The 22,958-nt window shown below is 71.0% G+C and carries 18 protein-coding genes, 5 tRNA genes and 1 riboswitch; of the genes, 8 read left to right on the top strand and 15 right to left on the bottom strand.

The genetic code is table 11. From position 1 onward, the window contains the following. Window positions 1–236: 236 nt before the first annotated feature. The 6 genes from OOJ98_RS31290 to arsM all read right to left on the bottom strand — a co-directional run bounded on the left by OOJ98_RS31290 (window position 237) and on the right by arsM (window position 5,881). Entirely contained in the window at window positions 237–1,286 is a 1,050-nt protein-coding gene (locus OOJ98_RS31290; protein ID WP_267058733.1) for a M23 family metallopeptidase, read from the bottom strand. 94 nt (window positions 1,287–1,380) lie between these two features. Then, window positions 1,381–1,518, bottom strand: a riboswitch (cyclic di-AMP (ydaO/yuaA leader). 390 nt (window positions 1,519–1,908) lie between these two features. After that, complete coding sequence (locus OOJ98_RS31285; protein WP_267058481.1) at window positions 1,909–3,030, bottom strand: PP2C family protein-serine/threonine phosphatase; 1,122 nt, start codon at window positions 3,028–3,030, stop codon at window positions 1,909–1,911. Window positions 3,031–3,449: 419 nt separating this feature from the next. Further along, entirely contained in the window at window positions 3,450–4,235 is a 786-nt protein-coding gene (locus OOJ98_RS31280; RefSeq protein ID WP_267058480.1) for a MerR family transcriptional regulator, read from the bottom strand. Between the two features lie 109 nt (window positions 4,236–4,344). Next, window positions 4,345–4,418 (bottom strand) — tRNA-Met (locus OOJ98_RS31275). A 46-nt stretch (window positions 4,419–4,464) separates the two neighbouring features. Next, window positions 4,465–4,686 carry a hypothetical protein gene (locus OOJ98_RS31270; RefSeq protein WP_267058479.1) on the bottom strand — a complete coding sequence of 74 codons (222 nt, stop codon included), beginning with the start codon at window positions 4,684–4,686 and terminating at the stop codon, window positions 4,465–4,467. 334 nt (window positions 4,687–5,020) lie between these two features. Further along, complete coding sequence (gene arsM, locus OOJ98_RS31265) at window positions 5,021–5,881, bottom strand: arsenite methyltransferase (protein ID WP_267058478.1); 861 nt, start codon at window positions 5,879–5,881, stop codon at window positions 5,021–5,023. Window positions 5,882–5,987: 106 nt separating this feature from the next. Here arsM and OOJ98_RS31260 point away from each other — a divergent pair, with 106 nt between their 5' ends. Genes OOJ98_RS31260 through OOJ98_RS31250 form a run of 3 tightly spaced genes read left to right on the top strand, consistent with a single transcriptional unit; the run spans window position 5,988 to window position 7,889 of the window. Continuing rightward, window positions 5,988–6,392 (top strand): helix-turn-helix transcriptional regulator, encoded by a 405-nt coding sequence (locus tag OOJ98_RS31260; RefSeq protein ID WP_267058477.1) that lies wholly within the window; start codon window positions 5,988–5,990, stop codon window positions 6,390–6,392. Further along, a complete protein-coding gene (gene arsB / locus OOJ98_RS31255; RefSeq protein ID WP_267058476.1) occupies window positions 6,389–7,480 on the top strand; it encodes an ACR3 family arsenite efflux transporter in 1,092 nt (363 codons plus the stop codon). Before OOJ98_RS31260 ends, arsB begins: the two co-directional genes overlap by 4 nt. Then, window positions 7,473–7,889 carry an arsenate reductase ArsC gene (locus OOJ98_RS31250; RefSeq protein WP_267058475.1) on the top strand — a complete coding sequence of 139 codons (417 nt, stop codon included), beginning with the start codon at window positions 7,473–7,475 and terminating at the stop codon, window positions 7,887–7,889. The genes arsB and OOJ98_RS31250 overlap by 8 nt, the downstream gene beginning before the upstream one ends. 186 nt (window positions 7,890–8,075) lie before the next feature. Here OOJ98_RS31250 and OOJ98_RS31245 read toward each other — a convergent pair whose 3' ends face one another. Next, window positions 8,076–9,077 (bottom strand): SGNH/GDSL hydrolase family protein, encoded by a 1,002-nt coding sequence (locus OOJ98_RS31245; RefSeq protein ID WP_267058474.1) that lies wholly within the window; start codon window positions 9,075–9,077, stop codon window positions 8,076–8,078. A gap of 344 nt (window positions 9,078–9,421) precedes the next feature. Between OOJ98_RS31245 and OOJ98_RS31240 the strand changes: the two genes are divergently transcribed. Then, window positions 9,422–9,922, top strand: a complete 501-nt coding sequence (locus OOJ98_RS31240; protein ID WP_323177954.1) for a peptidylprolyl isomerase — start codon at window positions 9,422–9,424, stop codon at window positions 9,920–9,922. A gap of 559 nt (window positions 9,923–10,481) precedes the next feature. On the opposite strand, the gene OOJ98_RS31235 is transcribed toward OOJ98_RS31240, so the two are convergent. From OOJ98_RS31235 to OOJ98_RS31215, 5 genes are all read right to left on the bottom strand, one after another. Further along, window positions 10,482–10,554, bottom strand: a tRNA-Lys gene (locus tag OOJ98_RS31235). 135 nt (window positions 10,555–10,689) lie between these two features. Next, a complete protein-coding gene (locus tag OOJ98_RS31230) occupies window positions 10,690–12,201 on the bottom strand; it encodes an amino acid permease (protein ID WP_267058473.1) in 1,512 nt (503 codons plus the stop codon). 183 nt (window positions 12,202–12,384) lie between these two features. Continuing rightward, window positions 12,385–14,685 (bottom strand): DEAD/DEAH box helicase, encoded by a 2,301-nt coding sequence (locus OOJ98_RS31225; protein ID WP_267058472.1) that lies wholly within the window; start codon window positions 14,683–14,685, stop codon window positions 12,385–12,387. Between the two features lie 198 nt (window positions 14,686–14,883). Further along, window positions 14,884–15,426 carry a hypothetical protein gene (locus OOJ98_RS31220; protein ID WP_267058471.1) on the bottom strand — a complete coding sequence of 181 codons (543 nt, stop codon included), beginning with the start codon at window positions 15,424–15,426 and terminating at the stop codon, window positions 14,884–14,886. 168 nt (window positions 15,427–15,594) lie between these two features. Continuing rightward, window positions 15,595–15,945 (bottom strand): metallopeptidase family protein, encoded by a 351-nt coding sequence (locus tag OOJ98_RS31215; RefSeq protein WP_267058470.1) that lies wholly within the window; start codon window positions 15,943–15,945, stop codon window positions 15,595–15,597. Between the two features lie 157 nt (window positions 15,946–16,102). On the opposite strand from OOJ98_RS31215, the gene OOJ98_RS31210 reads away from it, so the two are divergent. From OOJ98_RS31210 to OOJ98_RS31200, 3 genes are all read left to right on the top strand, one after another. Further along, window positions 16,103–16,175 (top strand) — tRNA-Glu (locus OOJ98_RS31210). Between the two features lie 38 nt (window positions 16,176–16,213). Beyond that, window positions 16,214–16,288, top strand: a tRNA-Asp gene (locus tag OOJ98_RS31205). A gap of 26 nt (window positions 16,289–16,314) precedes the next feature. Next, a tRNA-Phe gene (locus OOJ98_RS31200) sits at window positions 16,315–16,391 on the top strand. Between the two features lie 412 nt (window positions 16,392–16,803). Here OOJ98_RS31200 and OOJ98_RS31195 read toward each other — a convergent pair. The 3 genes from OOJ98_RS31195 to OOJ98_RS31185 all read right to left on the bottom strand — a co-directional run bounded on the left by OOJ98_RS31195 (window position 16,804) and on the right by OOJ98_RS31185 (window position 18,951). Next, window positions 16,804–17,643 carry a cytochrome c biogenesis CcdA family protein gene (locus OOJ98_RS31195; RefSeq protein ID WP_267058469.1) on the bottom strand — a complete coding sequence of 280 codons (840 nt, stop codon included), beginning with the start codon at window positions 17,641–17,643 and terminating at the stop codon, window positions 16,804–16,806. Beyond that, window positions 17,640–18,443: a thioredoxin domain-containing protein gene (locus OOJ98_RS31190; RefSeq protein WP_267058468.1), complete on the bottom strand. Its 804-nt coding sequence runs from the start codon at window positions 18,441–18,443 to the stop codon at window positions 17,640–17,642. The genes OOJ98_RS31195 and OOJ98_RS31190 overlap by 4 nt, the downstream gene beginning before the upstream one ends. 85 nt (window positions 18,444–18,528) lie before the next feature. Beyond that, complete coding sequence (locus OOJ98_RS31185) at window positions 18,529–18,951, bottom strand: hypothetical protein (RefSeq protein WP_267058467.1); 423 nt, start codon at window positions 18,949–18,951, stop codon at window positions 18,529–18,531. Between the two features lie 84 nt (window positions 18,952–19,035). Here OOJ98_RS31185 and hrpA point away from each other — a divergent pair, with 84 nt between their 5' ends. After that, a complete protein-coding gene (gene hrpA / locus OOJ98_RS31180) occupies window positions 19,036–22,956 on the top strand; it encodes an ATP-dependent RNA helicase HrpA (RefSeq protein WP_267058466.1) in 3,921 nt (1,306 codons plus the stop codon). Window positions 22,957–22,958 lie beyond the last annotated feature (2 nt).

Genomic DNA, 22,958 nt, shown 5'->3' with positions numbered 1-22,958 from the left:
CGGCTTTCAGGGGCGCGGGGAACTGCGCGGGTGCCCCGGCACGGTCCGCAGACGAAAGCCGGGGTTGCTGGGGCTCCGCCTCAGACCCCGTTCGCGCCTGAAAACCGCTCGTCCTCAAACGCCGGACGGGCTGAAGATGCCGAGACCAAGCACCCTGCCAAGAGGGGAGGGATGCCGATGCCGCGCACCCTGCCAAGGGCAAGCGCCCCAGGGCGCGGGGAACTGCGCGGGTGCCGCTAGGGGGTGAGCCCCTTCGACTGGAGCCAGGCCATCGGGTCGATCCCCGTACCGCCCGGCGTATGCACCTCCAGGTGCAAGTGCGGCCCCGTCACATTGCCCGTCGCCCCGACCCGCCCGATGACATCCCCCGTGGACACCTTCTGCCCCACAGTCACCGCGAGCGACGACTGGTGGCAGTACCAGAGCTCACTGCCGTCCTCCAGCTCCAGCACCGTCCGGTACCCGTACGCCCCCGCCCACCCCGCCGACTTGACCGTCCCGGAGTGGATCGCCTTGAGCGGCGTGCCCGTCGGGGCCGCGAAGTCGAGGCCCGTGTGGTGGCCCGAGGACCACATCGAGCCGGCCTCGCCGAAGGTGGAGGTCAGCGTGTACGACCCGACCGGCAGGGAGTACGCCGCGGCCAGCTTCGCCAGCCGCTCCTCCTCCGCCTTCTTCGCCGCGGCCGCGTCCGCCGCCTTCTTCTCGGCGGCGGCCTTCGCCTCGGCCGCGTCCTGCTTGGCCCTGGCCTCCGCCGCCGCCTTCTCCTCCGCGGCCTTCTGGGCGACCGCCTTCGCCTCGGCGATGGCTCCGGCCTTCTGCTGCTCGGCCTGCTGCAGGATGCGGGCGCGCAGCGCCTCGCCCGCGTCGGTGGCGCCCGCCTCGGCCTCGGAGGTGGAGAGCCCGGCCATGGTCAGCGGCGCCGCCGCGATCTTCCGGTCGGCCCGTGCCGCCGAGGACCCGTCGGCCTCCGCGTCCGCAGCCGCAGCGTCGTGCGCCGCACCGCCGTGGGAGACCAGTTCACCCACGCCCGGCAGCGAGCCGAGGTCGGGCAGGTGGTCGGTGAGGGAGTCGGGCAGGGATATGGAGACCGGCGGCTTGGTCTGCGCCGTGGCCATGCCGCCCGCGCCGACCGCCGCGATCACGCCGACGCCGAGGACGGTGGAGCTGCGGGCGAGTCCGCCGCGCTGTCTGGCGACTCTGTGCCGGCCGCGGACCGCGCGTACGGACTCCTCGGTCGGGTCCCACTCCTCCCAGCTCTCGTTCTCGCCGGGCGCGTCCCCGTACAGGGAGACAGGAGGAAGTGGGGTGCCGAGGCCGGGCTCGTTGGACGCCACTGAGGCGCGCTCCTTTCCGTCCTTCTCGCCTACCGGTTGGCGATGGGGGTCCCCCCTGGCCGTCAGGCCCGAGGGGGCGGATTCGGAGCAGGAAGTTCTCCTACGAGCGCCCATGACGGACGTCCGATTCACCCCAAGTTGGTGGTTCCCCGGTTCCCCGAAGGGGATTCGGCGCAGGCGCGCGGTGCCGCCTTGGCGACGGCTGGTACGGCCGCGCTGCGTTATCGAACGTTAATAGACAGCGGGGGCGGATTCCAAGCTGTTCCCACTGATCGTTAACGCCCTTGGCCCGGACTTAGCGGCGGCTGTCGGGGCAAACCGGGCGAGTTGACGGCCCCTCACCATCTCCTCCGTCACACCCGCTCAAACATCAAGCTTCTGACGGTGTGTCAATTGTTATGCGGAGCGAGACCCTTCGGCCACGCACCGTGAAGCCCGAACCCCGGCCCCCCGCGCCCCGCCCCCGCGCCCGCGCCCGCGCCGCCCCACCTCCTACCTCTCCTCTCCTCTCCTCTCCTCTCCTCTCCCCTCACTTCACTTCACTTCACTTCACTTCACTTCACTTCACTTCACTTCACTTCACGATCTTGATCGTGCGGCGCCGGTCCGGCTGGCCCTCGGCGGGACGCGCCACCGCGAGCAGCGCCATGTCGTCGCTGGTGCCGCCGCCCGTGTAGCGGCGTACGTCGTCGACCAGCGCGTCCAGGACCTCGTCCGGGCCCGGGAAGATCGCGCCGCGCAGCCGGGTGGCGGGCTTGTAGAAGGCGCCCGTCCCGTCGCGCGCCTCGGAGAGCCCGTCCGTGTAGAGCAGCAGCGTGGAGCCGGCGGGGAAGGCCCGTACGTCCGAACGGTCCGGCCACACCCCGAGGTCGGCCATGCCGAGCGGCAGCGCGGGCTCGCTCGGCGCGAGCACGTCGAGCGACCCGTCCCGGTGGAGCATGAACGGCTCGGGATGGCCCCGGTTCACCAGGCGTACGGTGCCGTCGCCGCGCGGGATCTCGGCGAGCAGCGCCGTCGTGAACCCCTCGACCGCGTCGAGCCGGTCGCGCCGGGTGCCCTCGCGGGCCAGCGCCCGCTCCAGACGCTCGGTCACCGCCTCCAGGGACGACTCCTGCTCGGCGGCCTCCCGGAACGCGCCGATCACCACGGCGACGGCCTCCACCGCCTGGAGCCCCTTGCCCCGGACGTCACCGACGATGAGCCGCACCCCGTACGGGGTCTCCTGCACGGCGAAGAGGTCCCCGCCGATGAACGCGTCCGCCTGCGCGGCCTCGTACCGCGCGGCGACGTGCAGTCCGCCGATCCGGGCGGCGGGCGTGGGCAGCACGGCGCGCTGTGCGGTCTCCGCGATGACCCGGGCGGAGGCGAGCTGTTCGCCGCTGCGGCGCAGGATGCGGTTGATGACGAGGGCGAGCGCGCTCACCGTGAGCACGGTGAACAGCTCGCTCGCGCCTTCGCCGAGGTTGGGGAGGTCGTGTATGAACCAGAGCGCCACCACGGCGAGGACCGAGCCGAGGCCCACGGCGGCGGTACCGCGCTCCGAGTAGAACGGCGCGGCCGCCACCGGCGCGCCCGCGAACAGCGCGGCGGCGGTCAGCTCGGGCGGTGTGGAGGCGTCGAAGGCGAAGCCGACGACGACCAGGAGCACGGGTAGCACCCGTACCAGGCGCCCTTCGCCTTCCGCTCGCTGCCGCACCAGTCCAGACTGGCCCCTGACAGGCCCGGCGTCGACTCGGACGCGCCCAACGGGGTCACCGCGTTTCACCGGCGCCGGCGGCTCAGCGCCTTCGGCACCGATGGGGTCCCGGGCGGCCCCGCGCGCAGCTCCCCAGGGTGTGACGGTGGTGGGTGCCCTGATCGGGTACGCAGGGCAGCTCGGCCCAGCCGCCGCGGTTGAGCCGGCACCCCGCGGGGCCCGGCGAGGGCCGGGTCGTCGCCTCCTTGACGGGGCGGGGCACGGCCGCGGGGACGAGCCCGGCACTCCGTCCCTGGCAGCCGCTCAGGACGAGCGCGGAGAGTACGCAGAACACGAGCGGGAGCAGCGCCGCAGGCACCTTCCGCCGCGCCGCCCGTCGTCGCCCCGCGCCTCCGCACTCACTCATCGTGCACGCGAGACTACTCCGGGCACGCGCCCCCGGTCGCCGGGCCGTCCGTGAGGTGGCGCTCCGCGTACACCGCGAGGGCGTCCCGTACGAAGACCGCCGTGCCCTCGCCGTGCTCGTCGTAGGTGGCGGCGAAGCGCGGGTCGTCGACGTACATCCGGCCGAGCCCGGTCACGTACGACCTGCCGACGTCGGTCGTGGTGGACAGCCAGGCGACATGGCGCCGGGCGATGTCCTGGGCCACCTCACCGTCGACGGGCGCCCCGTCGGCGCGGGCCCGCCCCCAGTCGCGGGCGATGTCGTCGTGCTCGCGCCGGAACCCCCGCTTCTGCTCGTCGGTCAGCGAGCGCCACCAGCGGTCGCCCTTCTCGTACGCGGCCCTCCCCCAGCGCCGGCTCACCTCCTCCTCGTACCGCGTGTGGTCGAACCCGTCGAAGACTTCCTCGGCCATGAGCTCCGCTCCCTCCTCGGTCTTGTGCAAGGTGGTCCGTACGGAGGCGATCTGCCGGGCGATGCGCTCCCGCTCCTGTTCGAGCAGGCGCAGATGGGTCCGCAGGGCGGCGGCGGGATCGCGTTCGCCCTCCAGGACCTCGCCGATGACGGGCAGCGAGAGCCCCAGCTCCCGAAGGAGCAGGACGCGCTGGAGCCGGACGAGGGCGGCCTGGTCGTAATAGCGGTAGCCGTTGCTTCCGATCCGGCTGGGGACGAGCAGGCCGAGCTCCCCGTAGTGGCGCAGGGTGCGGCTCGTCGTCCCGGCCTTCTTGGCGATCTCCTGGATCGACCATTCCTTGCCGTTCACGACGACCACGCTAGATCTTGACGCTACGTCAAGGTCAACCGTCGCCCGGAGGCTCCGGGAACGCGAAGAGGCCCGGCACTTGAAACAAGTGCCGGGCCTCTTCGTTCAGTAGCGGGGACAGGATTTGAACCTGCGACCTCTGGGTTATGAGCCCAGCGAGCTACCGAGCTGCTCCACCCCGCGTCGGTAAACACAACTGTACGCCATGGCGAGGGGTGCTCTGAACCATTTACCCGGCGGTCCCGGCCCCGCCGAGGAGCCCGAGGGCCGTGAGGAGGGTGACGCAGAACGTCATCACCAGGAGGAACGCGCCGCCGCCGTAGAGCACCGAGGCGGCGATGCCCGAGCCGGCCGCGAAGCTCAGCACACCGGCGACACCGGCGACGAGCGTGGAGGAGACCACCGCCAGGAGGAGGACGAGCACCTGCGCGGCGAGGGGGGAAAGTTTCACCGGTCCGCATCCCTTTCGAGAGGGCGGCCGAACCGATGACAGGGTCGCCTCAGCTCGGCCACATGAATATGGCCCAACTGAGGCTTTGGACGCTCAAAGCGCTCACAAGTAAACAGCTCCACCCGCGGCGCCCCCGTGCGTCCACCGGTCCTGGGAGAGCTCAGCCGGGCGGCCTCTTGAGACGGTCCTCGTTGCCGTCGTCCCACCCGACTTTCACGCGAGACACCCCGTCTCGCTCGTACGAGCGTAGCGCGGCCAACTCGCTGATCGCCAGGCCCAGTTGGCCGCGAACTGAACTCGCACACCGCCGCACGGAGTGGGCGGGCGCATCGGGTCAGACGCAGCCGCAGCCCGCCGCGGTCTTGGCTTCGGTCACGCTGGTGGACGCGTCCTCGGCCTGCTCGGTGGGCGTGCAGCACGCCTTGACGCCGCAGCAGGCGTCTTCGGCGGCCGGCTTCGTGGCCCGGACGATCGCGGAGTGCATTCCGTCCGCGACCGCGTGGGTGGGGGTGATCACGACGTCGACGAATCCGGCGGCTTCCAAGCCGCTGCGGTATTCGGTGAAGGAGAGGGCGCCCGCGATGCAGCCGACGTAGTCGCCGCGCTCCGCGCGCAGGCCGGGGGTGAGGGTGTCGTCCGCGACCACGTCCGAGACGCCGATCCGGCCGCCGGGGGCCAGTACGCGGAAGGCCTCGGCGAAGACGGCCGGCTTGTCGGTGGACAGGTTGATCACGCAGTTGGAGATCACCACGTCGATCGTGCCCGCCGGGAGGGGAATGGCTTCGATGGTGCCCTTGAGGAACTCGACGTTCGTGGCCCCCGCCTTCCGCCGGTTGGCCAGGGCCAGGGCCAGCATCTCCTCCGTCATGTCCAGGCCGTACGCCCTTCCCGTGGGGCCGACCCGCCGGGCGGAGAGGAGTACGTCGATCCCCCCGCCCGATCCGAGGTCGAGTACGCGCTCGCCCTCGCGCAGATCGGCGACGGCGGTGGGGTTTCCGCAGCCCAGCGAGGCGGCGACGGCCTCTGCGGGGAGGGTGTCGCGCTCGTCGGCGGCGTACAGGGCGGAGCCGAAGGTGTCGTCGATCTCGATGGCCCCCGGCCCGCAGCAGGCGCTCCCACCCTGCGTGACCTGCACGGCTGCGGCGGCGTAGCGCCGACGGACGGTCTCACGCAGCTCACTGGACGGCTCGCTCATGGCCTTCACTCCTCGATGACAGGGCCTGGCGAGGCCCGGATCAGGCTGCATTGACATCCCTCGATTCAAGGTTGCGCCTTGAATCGAAAAACGTCAACATAGAGCCATGTCGAATCAAGAGCTTGCGGTGCTCGGCCAGGACGGGACGGACGAGTGCTGCCCCGGCCTGCTGACGGCCCCCCTCGACGAGGAGCAGGCCGGAGAACTGGCCAAGGTGTTCAAGGCACTGGGCGACCCGGTGCGGCTGCGCCTGCTGTCGATGATCGCCTCGCGTGCCGGCGGCGAGGTCTGTGTCTGCGACCTGACCCCGGCGTTCGACCTGTCGCAGCCGACGATCTCGCACCATCTCAAGCTGCTTCGGCAGGCCGGTCTCATCGACTGCGAGCGGCGCGGTACGTGGGTCTACTACTGGCTGCTTCCCGAGACGACCGACCGCCTGGCGGGCGTCCTGACCCGCCCCGGCACCGACCTGTCGGCCACTCCCGCCCGGTCGGCCGGGGCGACGTCGTGACCACCGCACCCGAGAGAGCGGTCGCGGGCCGCCTCTCGTTCCTCGACCGCTACCTCGCCCTCTGGATCCTCGCGGCGATGGCCGTCGGCCTCGGCCTCGGGAGGGTGGTGCCGGGGCTCGGGGACGCGCTCGCCCGGGTGACCGTGACCGGGGTATCGCTGCCGATCGCGCTCGGCCTGCTGGTGATGATGTACCCAGTGCTCGCCAAGGTGAGGTACGACCGCCTCGGCACGGTCACCCGCGACCGCCGCCTGCTGCTGCCCTCGCTGCTGCTGAACTGGATCGTCGGTCCGGCGCTCATGTTCGCGTTGGCGTGGCTGTTCCTGCCCGACCTGCCCGAGTACCGCACCGGCCTGATCATCGTGGGCCTGGCGCGCTGCATCGCCATGGTGATCATCTGGAACGACCTCGCCTGCGGAGACCGCGAGGCCGCCGCCGTCCTGGTCGCGCTGAACTCGGTGTTCCAGGTGATCGCGTTCTCGGCCCTCGGCTGGTTCTACCTGTCCGTACTGCCCGGGTGGCTCGGCCTGGAGCAGGCCGGCCTCGCCGTGTCCGTGCGGGAGATCGCCCGGAGCGTGCTGATCTTCCTCGGCATCCCGCTCGCCGCCGGTAACTTCACCCGGCGGATCGGCGAAAAGGTCAGGGGCCGCGCCTGGTACGAGGCGAAGCTGATCCCGACGATCGGTCCGTTCGCCCTCTACGGGCTGCTGTTCACGATCGTCGTGCTCTTCGCCCTGCAAGGCGACGCGATCACCTCGCGGCCGCTCGACGTCGTACGCATCGCGCTGCCGCTGCTCGCGTACTTCGCGATCATGTGGGCCGGCTCCATGGCGGCCGGGCGCGCTGTGGGCCTCGGCTACCCGCGCGCGACGACGCTGGCGTTCACCGCTGCGGGCAACAACTTCGAGTTGGCCATCGCGGTGGCCATCGCGACGTTCGGCGCCACGTCCGGGCAGGCGCTCGCCGGAGTCGTCGGCCCCCTCATCGAAGTACCGGTGCTGATCGGCCTCGTCCACGTCGCCCTGTACGCCCGCCGCTTCTTCACCGCTCCCGCGCCCTCGACCGAGGAGGCCCCCGCCCATGTCTGACGCCGCCCCGCCCTCCGTGCTGTTCGTCTGCGTCCACAACGCCGGCCGCTCCCAGATGGCCGCCGCGTTCCTCACCCACCTCGCGGGCGACCGCGTACAGGTGCGCTCCGCGGGGTCCGCCCCCGCCGCCACGGTGAACCCGTCCGTCGTAGCCGCGATGGCCGAGGTGGGCATCGACGTGTCGGCCGAGGTGCCCAAGGTCCTCACCGTCGACGCCGTGCGGGCATCCGACGTAGTGATCACGATGGGCTGCGGCGACACCTGCCCCGTCTTCCCCGGAAAGCACTACCTCGACTGGCAGTTGCCCGACCCCGCCGGGCAGGGCGTCGAGGCGGTCCGTCCGATCCGCGACGAAATCGAGGCCCGGATCCGCGGGTTGATCGGCGAAATCGCCCCGCGGCGAGCGTGAGCGCGGTCGCCCGCGCGGGCACGGCGCGGGGATGGGCAGCGGCCGTGCCCGTGTCCAACGGATCGCGCTCGTCACCGAGGCCCGTCCCGCCCTCACCCTGAACAGCGGTGCGCTGTGCGGTCGTCGGCCAGGTTGCCCCGGCACCCGCGCCACTTCTGCGGCGCGGGTGCCGGGGCATCCGTACGGTCAGCGTTCGAGCAGGGCGATGCGGATGGCTCGTTCGACGTGGGCGGCGGTGTTGGCGTAGCCCGCGGCGTTGGGGTGGACCAGGGTGACGCGCTTGCCGAGGAGACCGCAGTTCACCAGGGTGCCGGGGAGCTTGGAGGGCCAGTAGTCCTCGGCGTCGCCGCAGATCCCCTCGACCCACTTGGTGGCTGCGGGCTGGCAGGCGTCGTGGCCGACGCTGGAGGAGTAGACGTCGACGTAGCGGTCGCCGAAGAATTCCGAGACCCGCTGGATGGTGCTGTTCAGCTGCTTGAGGACGTCGTCGCGAAGCCAGTCGACGTCGGCGTGCGTGATCGGGCCGAGTTCGGTGAACAGGAGGCGGTTGCACTCGCTGCCCTGCTCGGGCAGGACTGCCGGATAGCCGACCGTGATCACCTTGGCGTTGGGCGCCGCCTGGTGCACCTGGGCCAGCATCTCGATGTACTCGTCCTGGACCCGGGCGAGCTTGTCCTGGATGCTCTCCTCCCCCTCGGGGGGATTGGTGTAGTGCTCGCGGCAGGACTTCCCGTCCTTGCCGTCTTCGAGGCACTTGAGGAGCATGCCGCCGAAGGGGAGGCTGTTCCCGCCGACTCCGATCGTGACGACGTCGGTCTCGTCGTTGAGGTTGGCCCGCTTGATCTGCGGATCCACCTCGTGCCAGCCGCCGGCCGGGGGCTGGACCAGGCTGATCGGCTTCTGCTTGTCCTTGGCGATGTGGGCGATGGCGGCGTTGCCGCAGCTGACATTGGTCAGGTGGACGGACTTGCCCGGGGGGAACTCTTGGAGTTCCCGGTCGACCACGTCGGGATAGGAGTTGGTGGTCCGGTCGCAGCCGTCGCGGTCCGGGTCGCCGAGCGCGGGCTGCGGGTCTCCGACGAACCCGCCGGCGGTGTACGAGTCGCCCAGCGCGGCCCACTCGTACTGGTCGGCCGCACCGGCGGAGGCCGAGGGCAGGAGCGTGGCCGCTGTCAGCGTGAGCCCCACGGCAAACGCTCGCGTGCGCAGACGGGAGACGGGGTGTCGCATAGATCCTCCAGGATCTGCAAATGACGCCCTGGGCCGGATCGTGCCCCAGGACGGAAGGCACCTCGCCCAAGAGCGTCCACGCCGGAGGTCCGTTTCTTTGCCAAATCAGGACTATCGCCCCCGATCGAGCTAAATGGTCAGATCTTCTCGCGCCGCCATCTGTCGCGCCCTGCCCCCACCCCCGCCTGGACAGCCGAGGACCGTCGTGTCCGTGCCGGGCGGCCTGCCACGCTGGTCACGCTGTGACTACGCTCCGGCTCCCTAGGATGATCGAACCGACCCTCGGAGAGATGGAGAACACCGTGAGCGACACGACGCCGCACGTTCTGCTGGACACCAGCTTCGGACAGATCGAGATCGAGCTGAACGCCGAGAAGGCGCCGATCTCGGTGAAGAACTTCCTTGAGTACGTCGACTCGGGGTTCTACGACAACACGATCTTCCACCGCGTGATCCCCGGCTTCATGGCACAGGGCGGCGGCTTCACCGACCAGATGGTGCAGAAGCCCACCCGCGACCCGATCCGCAACGAGGCCAGCAACGGACTGTTGAACACCCGCGGCACCCTGGCCATGGCCCGCACCTCCAACCCGAACTCGGCGACCTCCCAGTTCTTCATCAGCGTCGCCGACAACGACTTCCTCAACCCCGGCCGGGACGCCGGCTACGCCGTCTTCGGGAAGGTCACCAAGGGGATGGAGGTGGCCGACCAGATCGTGAACAGCCCCACCACCGTCAAGAAGGGCATGCGGGACGTTCCCGCCGACCCGATCTCCATCAAGTCCGCGAAGCGCATCGACTGACCGTCGCTCGAACCGATGCCATGGAGAGGACCCTCAGCGCTGCCGCCCGCCGAGGGCCTTCTCGTCGCGAACGTCACCCCGTCGCGGACGTCACCGTGAGGGCGGACCTACGCGGCCACGGGCACGGGAGCTATGTCCCCCCTCCCTTGCGCAGTCCTCCTCCACCGAGGCGGGCGAGGGACTGCGGGAGCCTAGGGACGGCTGGTCAAGGCGGGCGTGCCGCGCACACGCGAACAGGCCGAGCCGATAGTCCAGTTCATAGATCGTCATCATCCCCAAGCCGAAGGCGTGACCCCCAGCCTGTGAGGCAGGAGGTAGTCATGGACAACCAGGAGTGGACGGACCCTCGGTACGCCGAGCTGGTCGAGGACTGGCGCCGGGCCCGGCCGGACGGCGGTACGAGGAGACCCCGACCGGGAATGCGGACCCGGTCGGGGCCTTCGTGCGGCGGACCATGATCCATGTCACTTCGGCCGGGCATCGGCCGAGCCGCCGATCCTCAGACCCCTGAAAACGACCGGAGCCCCAGCTCGGATCCTTCTGAGCTGGGGCTTCGCGGTAGGCCATGTCGGACTCGAACCGACAACCAACGGATTAAAAGTCCGCTGCTCTGCCAATTGAGCTAATGGCCCTTGGCGAGTCACCCCCGAGCATAGCCGGACGGCGCCCGGCAGCCGATCGGGTATCGGTTGTCGGGCCCGTCGCGGGGTGGGCGGGGCCCGACAGCACCCCCCACAGTCGGGCAGAGCGGGATGAACAGGGCGCGGTCACTCCTTCGGCGCGCCCCCCGCGTCCCGCAGGAACCAGTGCCGGGCCGAGGCCACCCACCACACCGTCGCGAAGCCCAGGACCGCCAGGACCGCGATCGGGGCGTAGTTGAAGGTCTCCCAGGTGACCGGGGAGACCTGCGGCAGCATGAACAGGACGGTGATGACCGCCACCCACGCCACCGCCACGATGCCGATCGGGCGGGACCAGCGGCCCAGGTGCCAGGGGCCGCGGGCGAACGCGTCGCCGCGGAACAGGCGCAGCAGGGTCGGGATGACGTACGCGATGTAGAGGCCGATCACCGCGATGGAGGTCACCGCCGCGTACGCCGTCACGTTGATCAGGTACGGGAGGCCGAGGACCAGCGCGGCGCCGGCCGCCAGCCAGACCGCCGCGACGGGAGTGCGGGTGCGCGGGCTCACCGTGTGCCACAGGCGGGAGAAGGGCAGCGCGCCGTCGCGTGAGAAGGCGTAGATCATGCGGGAGTTGGCGGTCACCGACGCCATGCCGCAGAAGAGCTGGGCACCGATCACGACCAGGAGCAGGAGCTTGCCGCCCGTCTCGCCGAGGGAGTCCAGGAGGATCTGGGCGGGGGGCGCGCCGGTGTCGGAGTTCAGTTGGGTGTCGTACGAACCGATCGCGTACGTGAAGCCGAGGAGCAGGACGAAGCCGGCTATCCAGGACGTCCAGATGGAGCGGACGATGCCGCGCGGCCCGGCCGTCGAGGCGTCGTGGGTCTCCTCCGTCATGTGCGCGGACGCGTCGTACCCCGTGAAGGTGTACTGCGCCATCAGGAGGCCGATCAGGACCACGTACACGCTGTTGGTGAAGCCCGTCTCGTTGACGAAGTCGGTGAAGACGAACGACGTCGAGCGGTGCGTGTCCGGGACGAGGGCGAGGGCCGCCACGATCGCCGCCACGCCCAGCACGTGCCACCACACGCTGACGCTGTTGAGGACCGCCACGATGCGTACGCCGAAGGTGTTCAGGAGGCCGTGCAGGAGCAGGATCGCCGCGAACAGCAGGATCGTGCGGGCCGGGGTGACCCCGAAGCCGAACTGGAGGTTCAGGTACGCCCCGAGGAACGACGCCGCCCCGAAGTCGACGCCCGCGGTCACCGCGATCTGGCCGAGCACGTTGAACCAGCCCGTGAACCACGCCCACGCGGCGGCGTGCCGGGGCGGGGCGAGGCGGTGCGCCCAGAAGTACAGGCCGGCCGAGGTCGGGTAGGCGGAGCAGATCTCGGCCATCGCGAGGCCGACGATCAGCGTCATCAGGCCGACCGCCACCCAGCCCCAGGTGATGAGGGCCGGGCCGCCGGTCTTCATGCCGTACGCGTACATCGTCAGGCAGCCCGAGAGCACCGAGATGATCGTGAACGAGACGGCGTAGTTGGAGAACGCCGACATGCGGCGCGCGAGGACCTGCTTGTAGCCGAGCTGCGCCAGGCGTTCCTCGTCCGAGTCCGGCCCCGGGACTCCCCCGCTGGTGGTGCCGACGTCATTTGTCATGCCCCCAGCGATTCCCAACCGGCGGGTACGGCATGCGCCGACGGGCGGCCGGAATCGAACGGTTCCTGGACCCCTCGGGGGCGAGGACACGCAAAAGGGCCCGTACGCCACCGGGCAGGTGGGGTACGGGCCCTGATGAGCCGTCAGCCGTCAGGCCTCAGGCGGGCGGAACGGGCTGGACGATCAGCCGTTGCGCTTCCAGCGGGGCTTGTCGTCGCGACGGCCGAAGGAACCGGTGTTGGTACCGGTGCCGGTGCCGGCGCCACGGTGGTCGTCACGGCGGCCCTGGGGGCGGTCGTGGCCGGAGCGGAAGCCGCCGCCGGAGGGACGGTCGTCACGACGGTCGCGGTTGAACGGACGGTCGCTGCCACCGCGGTTGAAGCCGCCCGAGGGGCGCTCGTCACGACGGTCGCGGTTGAAGCCGCGGTCGCCGCCACGGTCGTCACGGTTGAAGCCGCCCGAGGGACGGTCATCGCGACGGAAGCCGCCACGGTCGCCACCGCGGTCGTCACGGTTGAAGCCACCCGACGGGCGGTCGTCACGGCGGAAACCACCGGAGGGACGGTCGTCACGGCGGAAGCCGCCACGGTCGCCACCGCGGTCGTCACGGTTGAAGCCACCCGACGGGCGGTCGTCGCGACGGAAACCACCGGAGGGACGGTCGTCGCGACGGAAGCCGCCGGAGGGACGGTCGTCACGGCGCTGGAACCCACCGCGGTCGCCGCCGCGGTCGTCCCGACGGTCACGGTTGAAGCCGCCCGAGGGACGGTCGTCGCGACGGAAGCCGCCACGGTCGCCACCGCGGTTGTCGCGGTCGCCGCCACGGTTGTCGCGACGGTCGAAGTTGCCCCGGTCGTCACGGCGCTGGAAGTTGCCGCGGTCGTCGCGGGCCTCCGACTGGGCCGGTACGGCAGCGGCGGCAGCAGCAGCCGCGACCTCGGCCTCGGCCTCGGCGACGACCTCGGCGACCGCGGTCTCCGGGTCCTCGCCGCGCTCACGGGCGGCACGCGCCACCAGGCGGTCGGCCTCCTCGCGCAGCTCGCCGGCGCGACGGGTCAGACGCTCCAGCTCCTTGGTCAGCTCGGCGACCTCGCGCTCGGCCTGCTTGGCCGAGTTGTTCGCGGAGTCGGCCTGGACCTCGGTCAGCGAACGGGCGCCGGTGATCTCGGCGACCTCCGGGTCGAACGCGCCGGCGCTCTGGATGATGTGGCGCGAGGCGTCGACGCCCGCGTCCTCCATCAGCCGGAAGATCTGGCGGCGCTGGTGCGGCAGCGAAAGCGACACGACGACACCGGACTTGCCGGCGCGGGCGGTACGGCCCGAGCGGTGCAGGTAGTCCTTGTGGTCACCGGCCGGGTCCACGTTGAGGACCAGGTCGATGCCGTCGACGTGGATGCCGCGGGCGGCGACGTCGGTGGCGACCAGGGCGTTGACGTAGCCCTTCTTGAAGTCCTCGAGGACGCGGGTACGGGCGCCCTGCGTCATGCCGCCGTGCAGCGCGTCGGCCTTCACGCCCGACTCGCAGAGCTGCTCGGCGATGCGGTCCGCGCCCAGCTGGGTGCGGACGAAGATGATGGTGCGGCCCTTGCGGGCGGCGATGGCGGCGGTGACCGGCGCCTTGTCCTTCGGCTTCACGACGAGGACGTGGTGGGTCATCGTCGAGACGTTGCCCTGCGCGCTGTCGACTTCGTGCGTGACGGGGTTGGTCAGGTAGCGCTTGACCAGCGTGGAGATCTCGTTCTCCATGGTGGCGGAGAAGAGCATCCGCTGGCCGCCGCCGGGGATCTGGTCGAGCAGCTCGGTGACCTCGGGCAGGAAGCCCAGGTCGGACATCTGGTCGGCCTCGTCGAGGACGGCGACCTGGACGTTGGCGAGCGAGCAGGCGCCGCGGTTGATGAGGTCGCGCAGACGGCCCGGGGTGGCGACGAGGACGTCGACGCCGCGCTCCAGGGCGTAGATCTGGTTACTCATCGACGTACCGCCGCAGACGACCTTCATCTTCAGGCCGAGCACGTCGCCGTAGGGCTGGAGCGCGTCCGCGACCTGCATCGCGAGCTCACGCGTCGGCGTGAGGATGATCGCGCGGGGCTTCTTCTTCTCGGTGTGCCCGCCGGCCAGCGTGGCCAGGGTCGGCAGACCGAAGGAGAGGGTCTTGCCGGAGCCGGTGCGGCCACGGCCGAGGATGTCCTTGCCGGCCAGGGCGTCCGGGATGGTCGCGGCCTGGATCGGGAAGGGGGAGGTCACACCGTTCTGCGCGAGCTTGCGCACGACGCCCTCGGGCAGACCGAGGTCCGCGAAGGTGACGGTCGGCTCGGCGTTCTCGTCCGCCTCGGAGACGGCGTCCGCCTCGGCGTCGACGATCTCGACGACCTCGATGACGTCGGAAGCCGCTACGGCCTCGACGACGTCGTTCTCGACGGCCTCGACGGAGTCGTTGTTCTCGTTCTCGGGCAGGACGGAGTGGTCAGTGCTGGAAATGGACATGCGAAATGCGAAACCTTCCGGAGTCTCGGCACGCGCCCGTCAACTCCGTGAATTCGCAATTCGACCGCCTCAATGCGGTCAGCCACGGCTAGGGAGAGTACGCGCCACACGGCGCTCTTCTGTGTCGGCGCCGGGCAATGGGATCAAACGATCTACTACCATACGCACCCCCACCCCCCTAAGGCAAACCGAGTCCGTCTAAACCGGTCCCACCTGCGGTGATGCGGTCGGCTCCTGATCAATCGGAGCCTGGTTCCTGCGCAGCGCGCTGTTGTGCGTGTCGGCTCCCGGCGTGGTGGACGGCGACGCCGGCGGCGGGGGCGAGACCGGGGGCGGGGTCGGCGAGGCCGGCGGCGGAGGCGGGTCGGAGCGGGTGGGCGTCGCGGCCGGCTGCGAGGCACCCTGCGAGGGCTTGGCGGGGCCGCCCGCGCCGCCCGGCTTCGGGTGGACACCCGCAGAGGGCGCGGCCGACCCCGGCGCGGACGACCCGCTCGGCCTGGCCGTGCCTGCCGCCGTGCCGGTCGCCTTCGGGTCGCGCTTGCCGGTACGCCCCTTGCCCTCGCTCACCCCGCCCTTGCCCTCGTCGGGCCTGGCCGCCGCCTCGCCGTGCTGCCCGGCGGAGGTGGAGGGCCTCGGCGTGCCCTCGTCGTCGCTCACGCTCATGCAGCCCGCCGACGCCGTGAGCACCAGGACGGTCACGGCCAGCTCGGCCAGGCGGGCAGGGGTGGTCAACTGGCGCACGGGGGCACCTCCGGAACACGGGAGCAGCGGGGTCACTCGTTCCAACTCCCGCGCCCCCACGGGGGACACGCCCGGCGCGCACCCGGCTTGCGCCCGACATCCGTCCGAGCGGGATGCCGCGGGCGGCACTCGGGCCACGAAGGGGCTCCAAAGGGGCTCCCGAGGGGCTCAGCCGTAGCCGAGGGCGTGGAGGCGGGCGTCGTCGATGCCGAAGTGGTGGGCGATCTCGTGCACCACGGTCACTTCCGTCTCGGCGACGACCTCTTCCCTCGTCCCGCACATGCGCAGCGTGGGTCCCCGGTAGATGGTGATGCGGTCGGGGAGGACACCGGCGTACCACTCGCCGCGGTCGGTGAGCGGGGTTCCCTCGTAGAGGCCGAGCAGTTCGGGATCGTCGGGGTCCGGCTCGTCCTCGACGAACACGGCGACGTTGTCCATCAGCCGCGTCAGCTCGGGCGGGATGCGGTCCAGCGCCTCGCCGACCAGTTCCTCGAACTCCTCGCGCGTCATCTCCAGCACCCGACCATTGTCGGTCAGGCACGGGGATACGGCCGTGCGGCGGGGTGTTCAGCGGGGCTCCGGCAGGGTCCCGGGTAACCGTTTTGGCGAAACCCTCCGCATCCCATATGCTTCTCACGTCCCCGACGCGCTGCGAAGCGCCCAGGCGGGCCAATTAGCCCTCATCGTCTAGTGGCCCAGGACGCCGCCCTTTCAAGGCGGTAGCACGGGTTCGAATCCCGTTGGGGGCACGCACAATCCTGTGCGAGACTTGGTCTCGCGCAAGCTTGGTCCTGTGGAGCAGTTTGGAGTGCTCGCCACCCTGTCAAGGTGGAGGCCGCGGGTTCAAATCCCGTCAGGACCGCTGTAGTTCACCTCGGTGAGCTACGTGGCTGGGTAGCTCAGTTGGTACGAGCGATCGCCTGAAAAGCGATAGGTCGCCGGTTCGACCCCGGCCCCAGCCACCAGAGAAAGCCCCAGCCTTCCGGCCGGGGCTTTCGCCGTTTCCGGCCCCGCACCCACCTCCCGTTCAGTTCCCCGCGCCTCTAAAGGGGCTCCCCCGTGGCAGGGTGCTTGGCCGGGGCCCCCTCAGCCCGCGCACTTCCCCGCGCCCCTAGGTAGGCCGGCGCCGGCAGGGTGCCCAGCATGGGCATCCTCAGCCCGTCCGGCGATTGAGGACGAGCGCCTTTGGGCGCGACACGGGGCCTGGGGCGGAGCAGCCCCAGCAACCCCTGCCTACGTCTGCGGACCGTGCTCGCTTCTCGCGCAGTTCCCCGCGCCCCTAGCGGCACGGGTGCCGGGCGGCACGGACATCCCCAGCCCGTCCGGCGTTTGAGGACGAGCGCCCTTCGGGCGCGGACCGGGCTGGGGCGGAGCCCGCTACTCCTCCTCCCTCGGGTGGGCCCGCGCGCGGCGGCCGCGTACGCCGAGCGTCACCCCCGCCACCGCCACCAGCGCCACGAGCAGCGCCCAGTTCGGCACCGCGTCGCCGATGCCCCGCGTCCACTCCTCCACCGCGTACGAGTCGTCCACGTCGAGCAGGCCCGGCAGCCCCGTCGCCCCGTCGTACGCCAGGAACAGCGCGCCCAGCGCGATGAAGAACAGGCCCGACAGGAGGGAGGTGGTGTGGAGTTCGAGGCAGCCCAGCCGCAGGACCCGGCCGCGCAGCCACCCGCGCCGGCCCAGCTCGAAGCGCTCCCACAGCAGGGCCAGGAGGAACAGCGGGACCGCCATGCCCAGCGCGTACACCGCGAGCAGCAGGCCGCCGTAGACCGGGCTGCCGCTCACCGCCGCCACCGTCAGGACGCTCCCCAGGATCGGCCCCGCGCAGAACCCGGCCAGGCCGTAGACCGCGCCCAGCGCGTACACCGAGAGCGCGGTCGTGGGGCGGATCTTCCCCGACAGCTCCGTCATGCGCCGGCTCGCGAAGCCCATGCCGACGATCTGGGCGACGCCGAGCGCGATGATCAGCCAGCCGCCGAACAGCACCAGTTGGTCCCGGTGGCCGTAGAAGAGGCGCCCCGCGTACGAGCCCGCCGCGCCCAGCGGCACCAGGGTCGTGGCGAGCCCGGCGTAGAAGATCCCGGTGCGCGCGAGGAGCTTGGTGGGGCTGGAGATCGAGTACGCGAAGAACGCGGGCAGCAGCAGCGCGCTGCACGGGCTGAGCAGGGCGAGCAGACCGCCCAGGAACGCCGCGAGGTAACCGACGTCCGGGGTCACTTCTCCGCCGCCCCGGCCGGCCCCGCCGCGCCGGCCGACCTCGCCGCCCGCGTCGCCGCCGCGTCGATGACCTGCGCGAAGGAGTCCGCGGGCTGGGCGCCCGCGAGCGGCGTGCCGTTGATGAGGAAGGAGGGCGTGGAGCTCGCGCCGAGCCCGTACGCCTCCTCCTGGTCCTTCTTCACCGCCGCCTTCGCCGCGTCACCGGCGAGGTCCCGCTCGAAGCGGCCCACGTCCGGCACGCCCGCCTCCTCGGCCAGCGCCCTCAGACGGTCGCCGCCGAACCCCTTCTCCTTGGCGCCCTCCGCGTACGCCGCCGCGTGGAACTGCCAGAACCGGCCCTGCTGACCCGCCGCCCACGCCCCGCGCGCGGCCGCCTCCGACTCGGCGCCGAAGATCGGGTAGTTGCGCCACTCGATGCGCAGGGTGCCCTCGTCGACGTACTTCTTCACGAGCGCGGGCTCGGTGTCGCGGGCGAACTTCCCGCAGTACGAGCACTTGAAGTCGGCGTACTCGATCATCACGACCGGCGCGTCCGGCCGGCCCTGGGCGAGCGGGTCCTTGGCATCGCGCCGGGCCAGCTTCGCCAGCTCGGGGTAGCCGCCGCCCGTCGGCTCGGAGGCCGACGCGGCGTCGTTGACGGTGGGCTTCGGGCCGGGCGACGTCGCCTGGTAGGACGCCATGCCCAGCACGCCGGCGGCGACGAGGACGGCCGCCCCGATGAGGAACGGCTTGCGGGACCTGGCGGGCGTGGCGGCGGACTTGGAGCGCTCGGGCGCGGTCTTGGGCGTGTTCTTGGGCATGCGGAACTCCGGTGCGTACGAGACGTACAAAGGAAGGAGGAGTACGAGAAGGGGACGGGCGGTCGCCAGGGGCGGGGCCGGTCGTCTAGACCCTGAGCACCGAGAGTTCGACGGGGGTGGGCGCGCCGGGCGCGGGCCCGCGCACCGGCGGGTTGCGGTGGGCCGCGTACAGCGCGCCGAGCGCGGCGGGGGCGACCCGGTCCTCCAGGACCGGGGCCTGTTCGTGGGCGGTACGGACCCGGACCGGCGCCGCCGGGTCGGAGTCCTGGTGCCGGCCGCCCTGCTTGCAGCCGGGCGGGCCCGAGTGGTCCCGGAAGACGGGCGGCGTACCGCGGTCGGAGGCGTCCGCCGCCGGTGACGCGGCCGACGTGCGCGTCAGTGCGGAGACCGGCGCGGCGGGCGCGGCCGAGGCCGCCTGAACCGGCCCGCACAGCGCCACCGCGAGCACCCCGAGCACCCCGAGCAGCACCGCGGTGAGGCGGCGGCGCGGGGCTCGGGTGCGGGGCATGCCCGAAATGGTACGGGGTGGGGCCCGCAGCGCGGCGAAATGCGTTCGCCACTCGTCCTCGGCGGGTGAGATCCTGAACCAGGTATGTCTACTTCCTTCGCCGATCTCCAGACGCTGCTCGACGGTGCCTCGCTGCGCGACGCCCACCGCCTGGGCCGCCGTCTCGAAGGCGCCCGCCGCATCCGCAAGCCCGAGGCCCGGCAGGCCGTGCTCGACGAGATCGCCGCCGAGGCCCAGAAGTCCGCCGAGCGCGTCACCCGGCGGGCCGCCCGCGTGCCCGAGGTCACGTACCCCGAGCAGCTCCCGGTCAGCCAGAAGAAGGACGAGATCCTTCAGGCGATACGCGACCACCAGGTCGTGATCGTCGCGGGTGAGACCGGCTCCGGCAAGACCACCCAGATCCCCAAGATCTGCATGGAGCTCGGCCGCGGCGTGCGCGGCATGATCGGGCACACCCAGCCCCGCAGGCTCGCGGCCCGCACGGTCGCGGACCGCATCGCGGAAGAGCTGAAGACCCCGCTGGGCGAGGCGGTCGGCTGGAAGGTCCGCTTCACCGACCAGGTCGACCAGAACGCGACCTTCGTGAAGCTGATGACCGACGGCATCCTACTCGCCGAGATCCAGACCGACCGCGAGCTGCGCGCCTACGACACGATCATCATCGACGAGGCCCACGAGCGGTCCCTCAACATCGACTTCCTGCTCGGCTATCTGGCCCAGCTGCTGCCTAAGCGCCCCGACCTGAAGGTCGTCATCACCTCGGCGACCATCGACCCCGAGCGGTTCTCGCGGCACTTCGGCAGCGCCCCGATCGTCGAGGTCAGCGGCCGTACGTATCCGGTCGAGGTGCGGTACCGGCCGCTCCTCGAAGAGGACTCCGAGGACAGCGACCGCGACCAGATCACCGCGATCTGCGACGCCGTGGACGAGCTCCAGGCCGAGGGCCCCGGCGACATCCTGGTCTTCCTCTCCGGCGAGCGCGAGATCCGTGACACCGCGGACGCGCTGATCAAGAAGAGCCTCCGCTCGACCGAGGTGCTCCCCCTCTACGCACGCCTCTCGCACGCCGAGCAGCACCGCGTCTTCCAGCAGCACAGCGGCCGCCGGATCGTGCTCGCGACCAACGTGGCCGAGACCTCGCTGACCGTCCCCGGCATCAAGTACGTCATCGACCCCGGCACCGCCCGCATCTCGCGCTACAGCCACCGCACCAAGGTGCAGCGCCTGCCGATCGAGCCGGTCAGCCAGGCCAGCGCCAACCAGCGCAAGGGCCGCTGCGGCCGTACGTCCGACGGCATCTGCATCCGGCTGTACAGCGAGGACGACTTCGTCACGCGGCCCGAGTTCACGGATGCCGAGATCCTCCGCACCAACCTGGCGTCCGTCATCCTCCAGATGACCGCGGCCGGCCTCGGCGACATCGAGAAGTTCCCCTTCATCGACCCGCCGGACCACCGCAACATCCGCGACGGCGTCCAACTCCTCCAGGAACTGGGCGCGTTGGACCCGGCGGAGAAGGACCCGAAGAAGCGCCTCACCCAGCAGGGCCGCAAGCTCAGCCAGCTTCCGGTCGACCCGCGGCTGGCCCGCATGGTCCTGGAGGCCGACAAGAACGGCTGCGTGCGCGAGGTCATGGTGATCGCGGCCGCGCTCTCCATCCAGGACCCGCGCGAGCGCCCCAGCGAGAAGCAGACGCAGGCCGACCAGCAGCACGCCCGCTTCAAGGACGAGACCAGCGACTTCCTGGCCTTCCTCAACCTGTGGCGCTACGTACGGGAACAGCAGAAGGAGCGCGGCTCCTCCAGCTTCCGCCGGATGTGCAAGCAGGAGTACCTGAACTTCCTGCGCATCCGCGAGTGGCAGGACATCTACTCGCAGCTGCGCACGGTCGCCAAGACGATGGGCATCCACCTCAACGAGGAGGACGCTCCCGAGCAGTCGGTGCACACCTCGCTGCTCGCCGGCCTGCTCTCGCACATCGGCATGAAGGACACCGACAAGAACGAGTACCTGGGTGCCCGCAGCGCCAAGTTCGCGATCTTCCCGGGTTCGGCGCTCTTCAAGAAGCAGCCCAAGCTCGTGATGTCGGCGGAGCTGGTGGAGACCTCCCGGCTCTGGGCCCGGGTCAACGCGAAGATCGAGCCCGAGTGGATCGAGCCCCTCGCCGAGCACCTGGTCAAGCGCACCTACAGCGAGCCGCACTGGGAGAAGGACCAGGCCGCGGTGATGGCGTACGAGCGCGTCACCCTGTACGGCGTGCCGATCGTGGCCAACCGCAAGGTCAACTACGGCCGCATCGACGCCGAGGCCTCGCGCGACCTGTTCATCCGCAACGCCCTGGTCGAGGGCGACTGGCGCACCCACCACAAGTTCTTCTCGGACAACCGCAAGCTCCTCACCGAGGTCGAGGAGCTGGAGCACCGCGCGCGGCGCCGCGACATCCTCGTCGACGACGAGACGCTGTTCGACTTCTACGACCGGCGGGTGCCCGACCACGTCGTGTCGGGAGCGCACTTCGACTCGTGGTGGAAGCACAAGAAGCGCGAGGAGCCCGAACTCCTCGACTTCGAGCGCGAGATGCTCATCAACGAGAAGGCCGGGGCCGTCACCAAGGACGACTATCCGGACTCCTGGCGCCAGGGCCCGCTGAAGTTCCGGGTGACCTACCAGTTCGAACCGGGCGCGGACGCGGACGGCGTGACCGTGCACGTACCGCTCCAGGTCCTGAACCAGATCACCGACGAGGGCTTCGACTGGCAGATCCCGGGCCTGCGCGAAGAGGTCGTCACCGAGCTGATCCGCTCCCTGCCCAAGCCGATCCGCCGCCATTACGTGCCGGCGCCGAACTACGCCGCGAAGTTCCTCGACCGTGCCGTGCCGTTGCAGGAGCCGCTGCCGGTGACGCTGGCCCGGGAGCTCCAGCGGATGGTGGGCGTCCCGGTCACGGCCGACGACTTCGACCTGACCCGGGTGCCGGACCACCTCAAGATCACCTTCCGGATCGTCGACGAGCGGCGCCGCAAGCTGGCCGAGGACAAGGACCTGGAGGCGCTCAAGCTCCAGCTGCGCCCGAAGGCCCGTCAGGCGCTCTCCCAGGCCGCCGCGGCGACGGCGGGCCCCTCGGGCGAGTCCATCGAGCGCTCGGGCCTCACGGACTGGACGATCGGCACCCTGACCAAGGTCTTCGAGACGCGCCGGGCCGGCCAGCCGGTCAAGGCGTTCCCGGCGCTCGTGGACGCGGGCGAGAGCGTCTCCGTACGCCTCTTCGACACCGAGGCCGAGCAGCGGCAGGCGATGTGGCGCGGCACCCGGAAGCTGATCCTGCTCAACATCCCGGTGAACCCGGCCAAGTTCGCCTCGGACAAGCTCACCAACCAGCAGAAGCTGGCCCTGTCGCGCAATCCGCACGGCTCGATCCAGGCGCTGTTCGACGACTGCGCCATGGCGGCGGCGGACAAGCTGATCGCGGACCACGGAGGCCCTGCGTGGGACGAGGAATCGTTCCGCGGGCTGTACGACAAGGTCCGCGCGGACCTGGTGGACGCGACGGTGCGCACGGTCGGCCAGGTGCAGCAGATCCTGGCGGCCTGGCAGGCCTGTGAGCGCCGTCTGAAGGCCACGAACAGCCTGACCTTGGTCGCGAACGTGGCGGACGTACGCACCCAGCTGGCGGCACTCGTGCCGCCGGGCTTCGTCACCCTGACCGGGCTCAAGCGGCTGCCGGACCTGATGCGCTACCTGGTCGCGGTGGACCGCAGGCTCCAGCAGATGCCGACGGCCGTCCAGCGCGACACCACCCGCATGGAGAAGGTCCACGAGATGCAGGACGAGTACGCGTGGCTGCTCGAACAGCTGCCGCGGGGGCGGCCCGTTCCGCAGCCGGTCCTGGACATCCGCTGGATGATCGAGGAGCTGCGGGTGAGCTACTTCGCGCACGCGCTCGGCACGGCGTTCCCGGTCTCCGACAAGCGGATCGTGAAGGCGATCGACGCGGCGGCGCCGTAGCG

It is taken from the genome of Streptomyces sp. NBC_00083 (assembly GCF_026343295.1).
GTDB lineage: Bacteria > Actinomycetota > Actinomycetes > Streptomycetales > Streptomycetaceae > Streptomyces.
The sequence above is the reverse complement of the archived record's forward strand: the minus strand, read 5'-3'. Positions and strand labels throughout refer to the sequence as shown.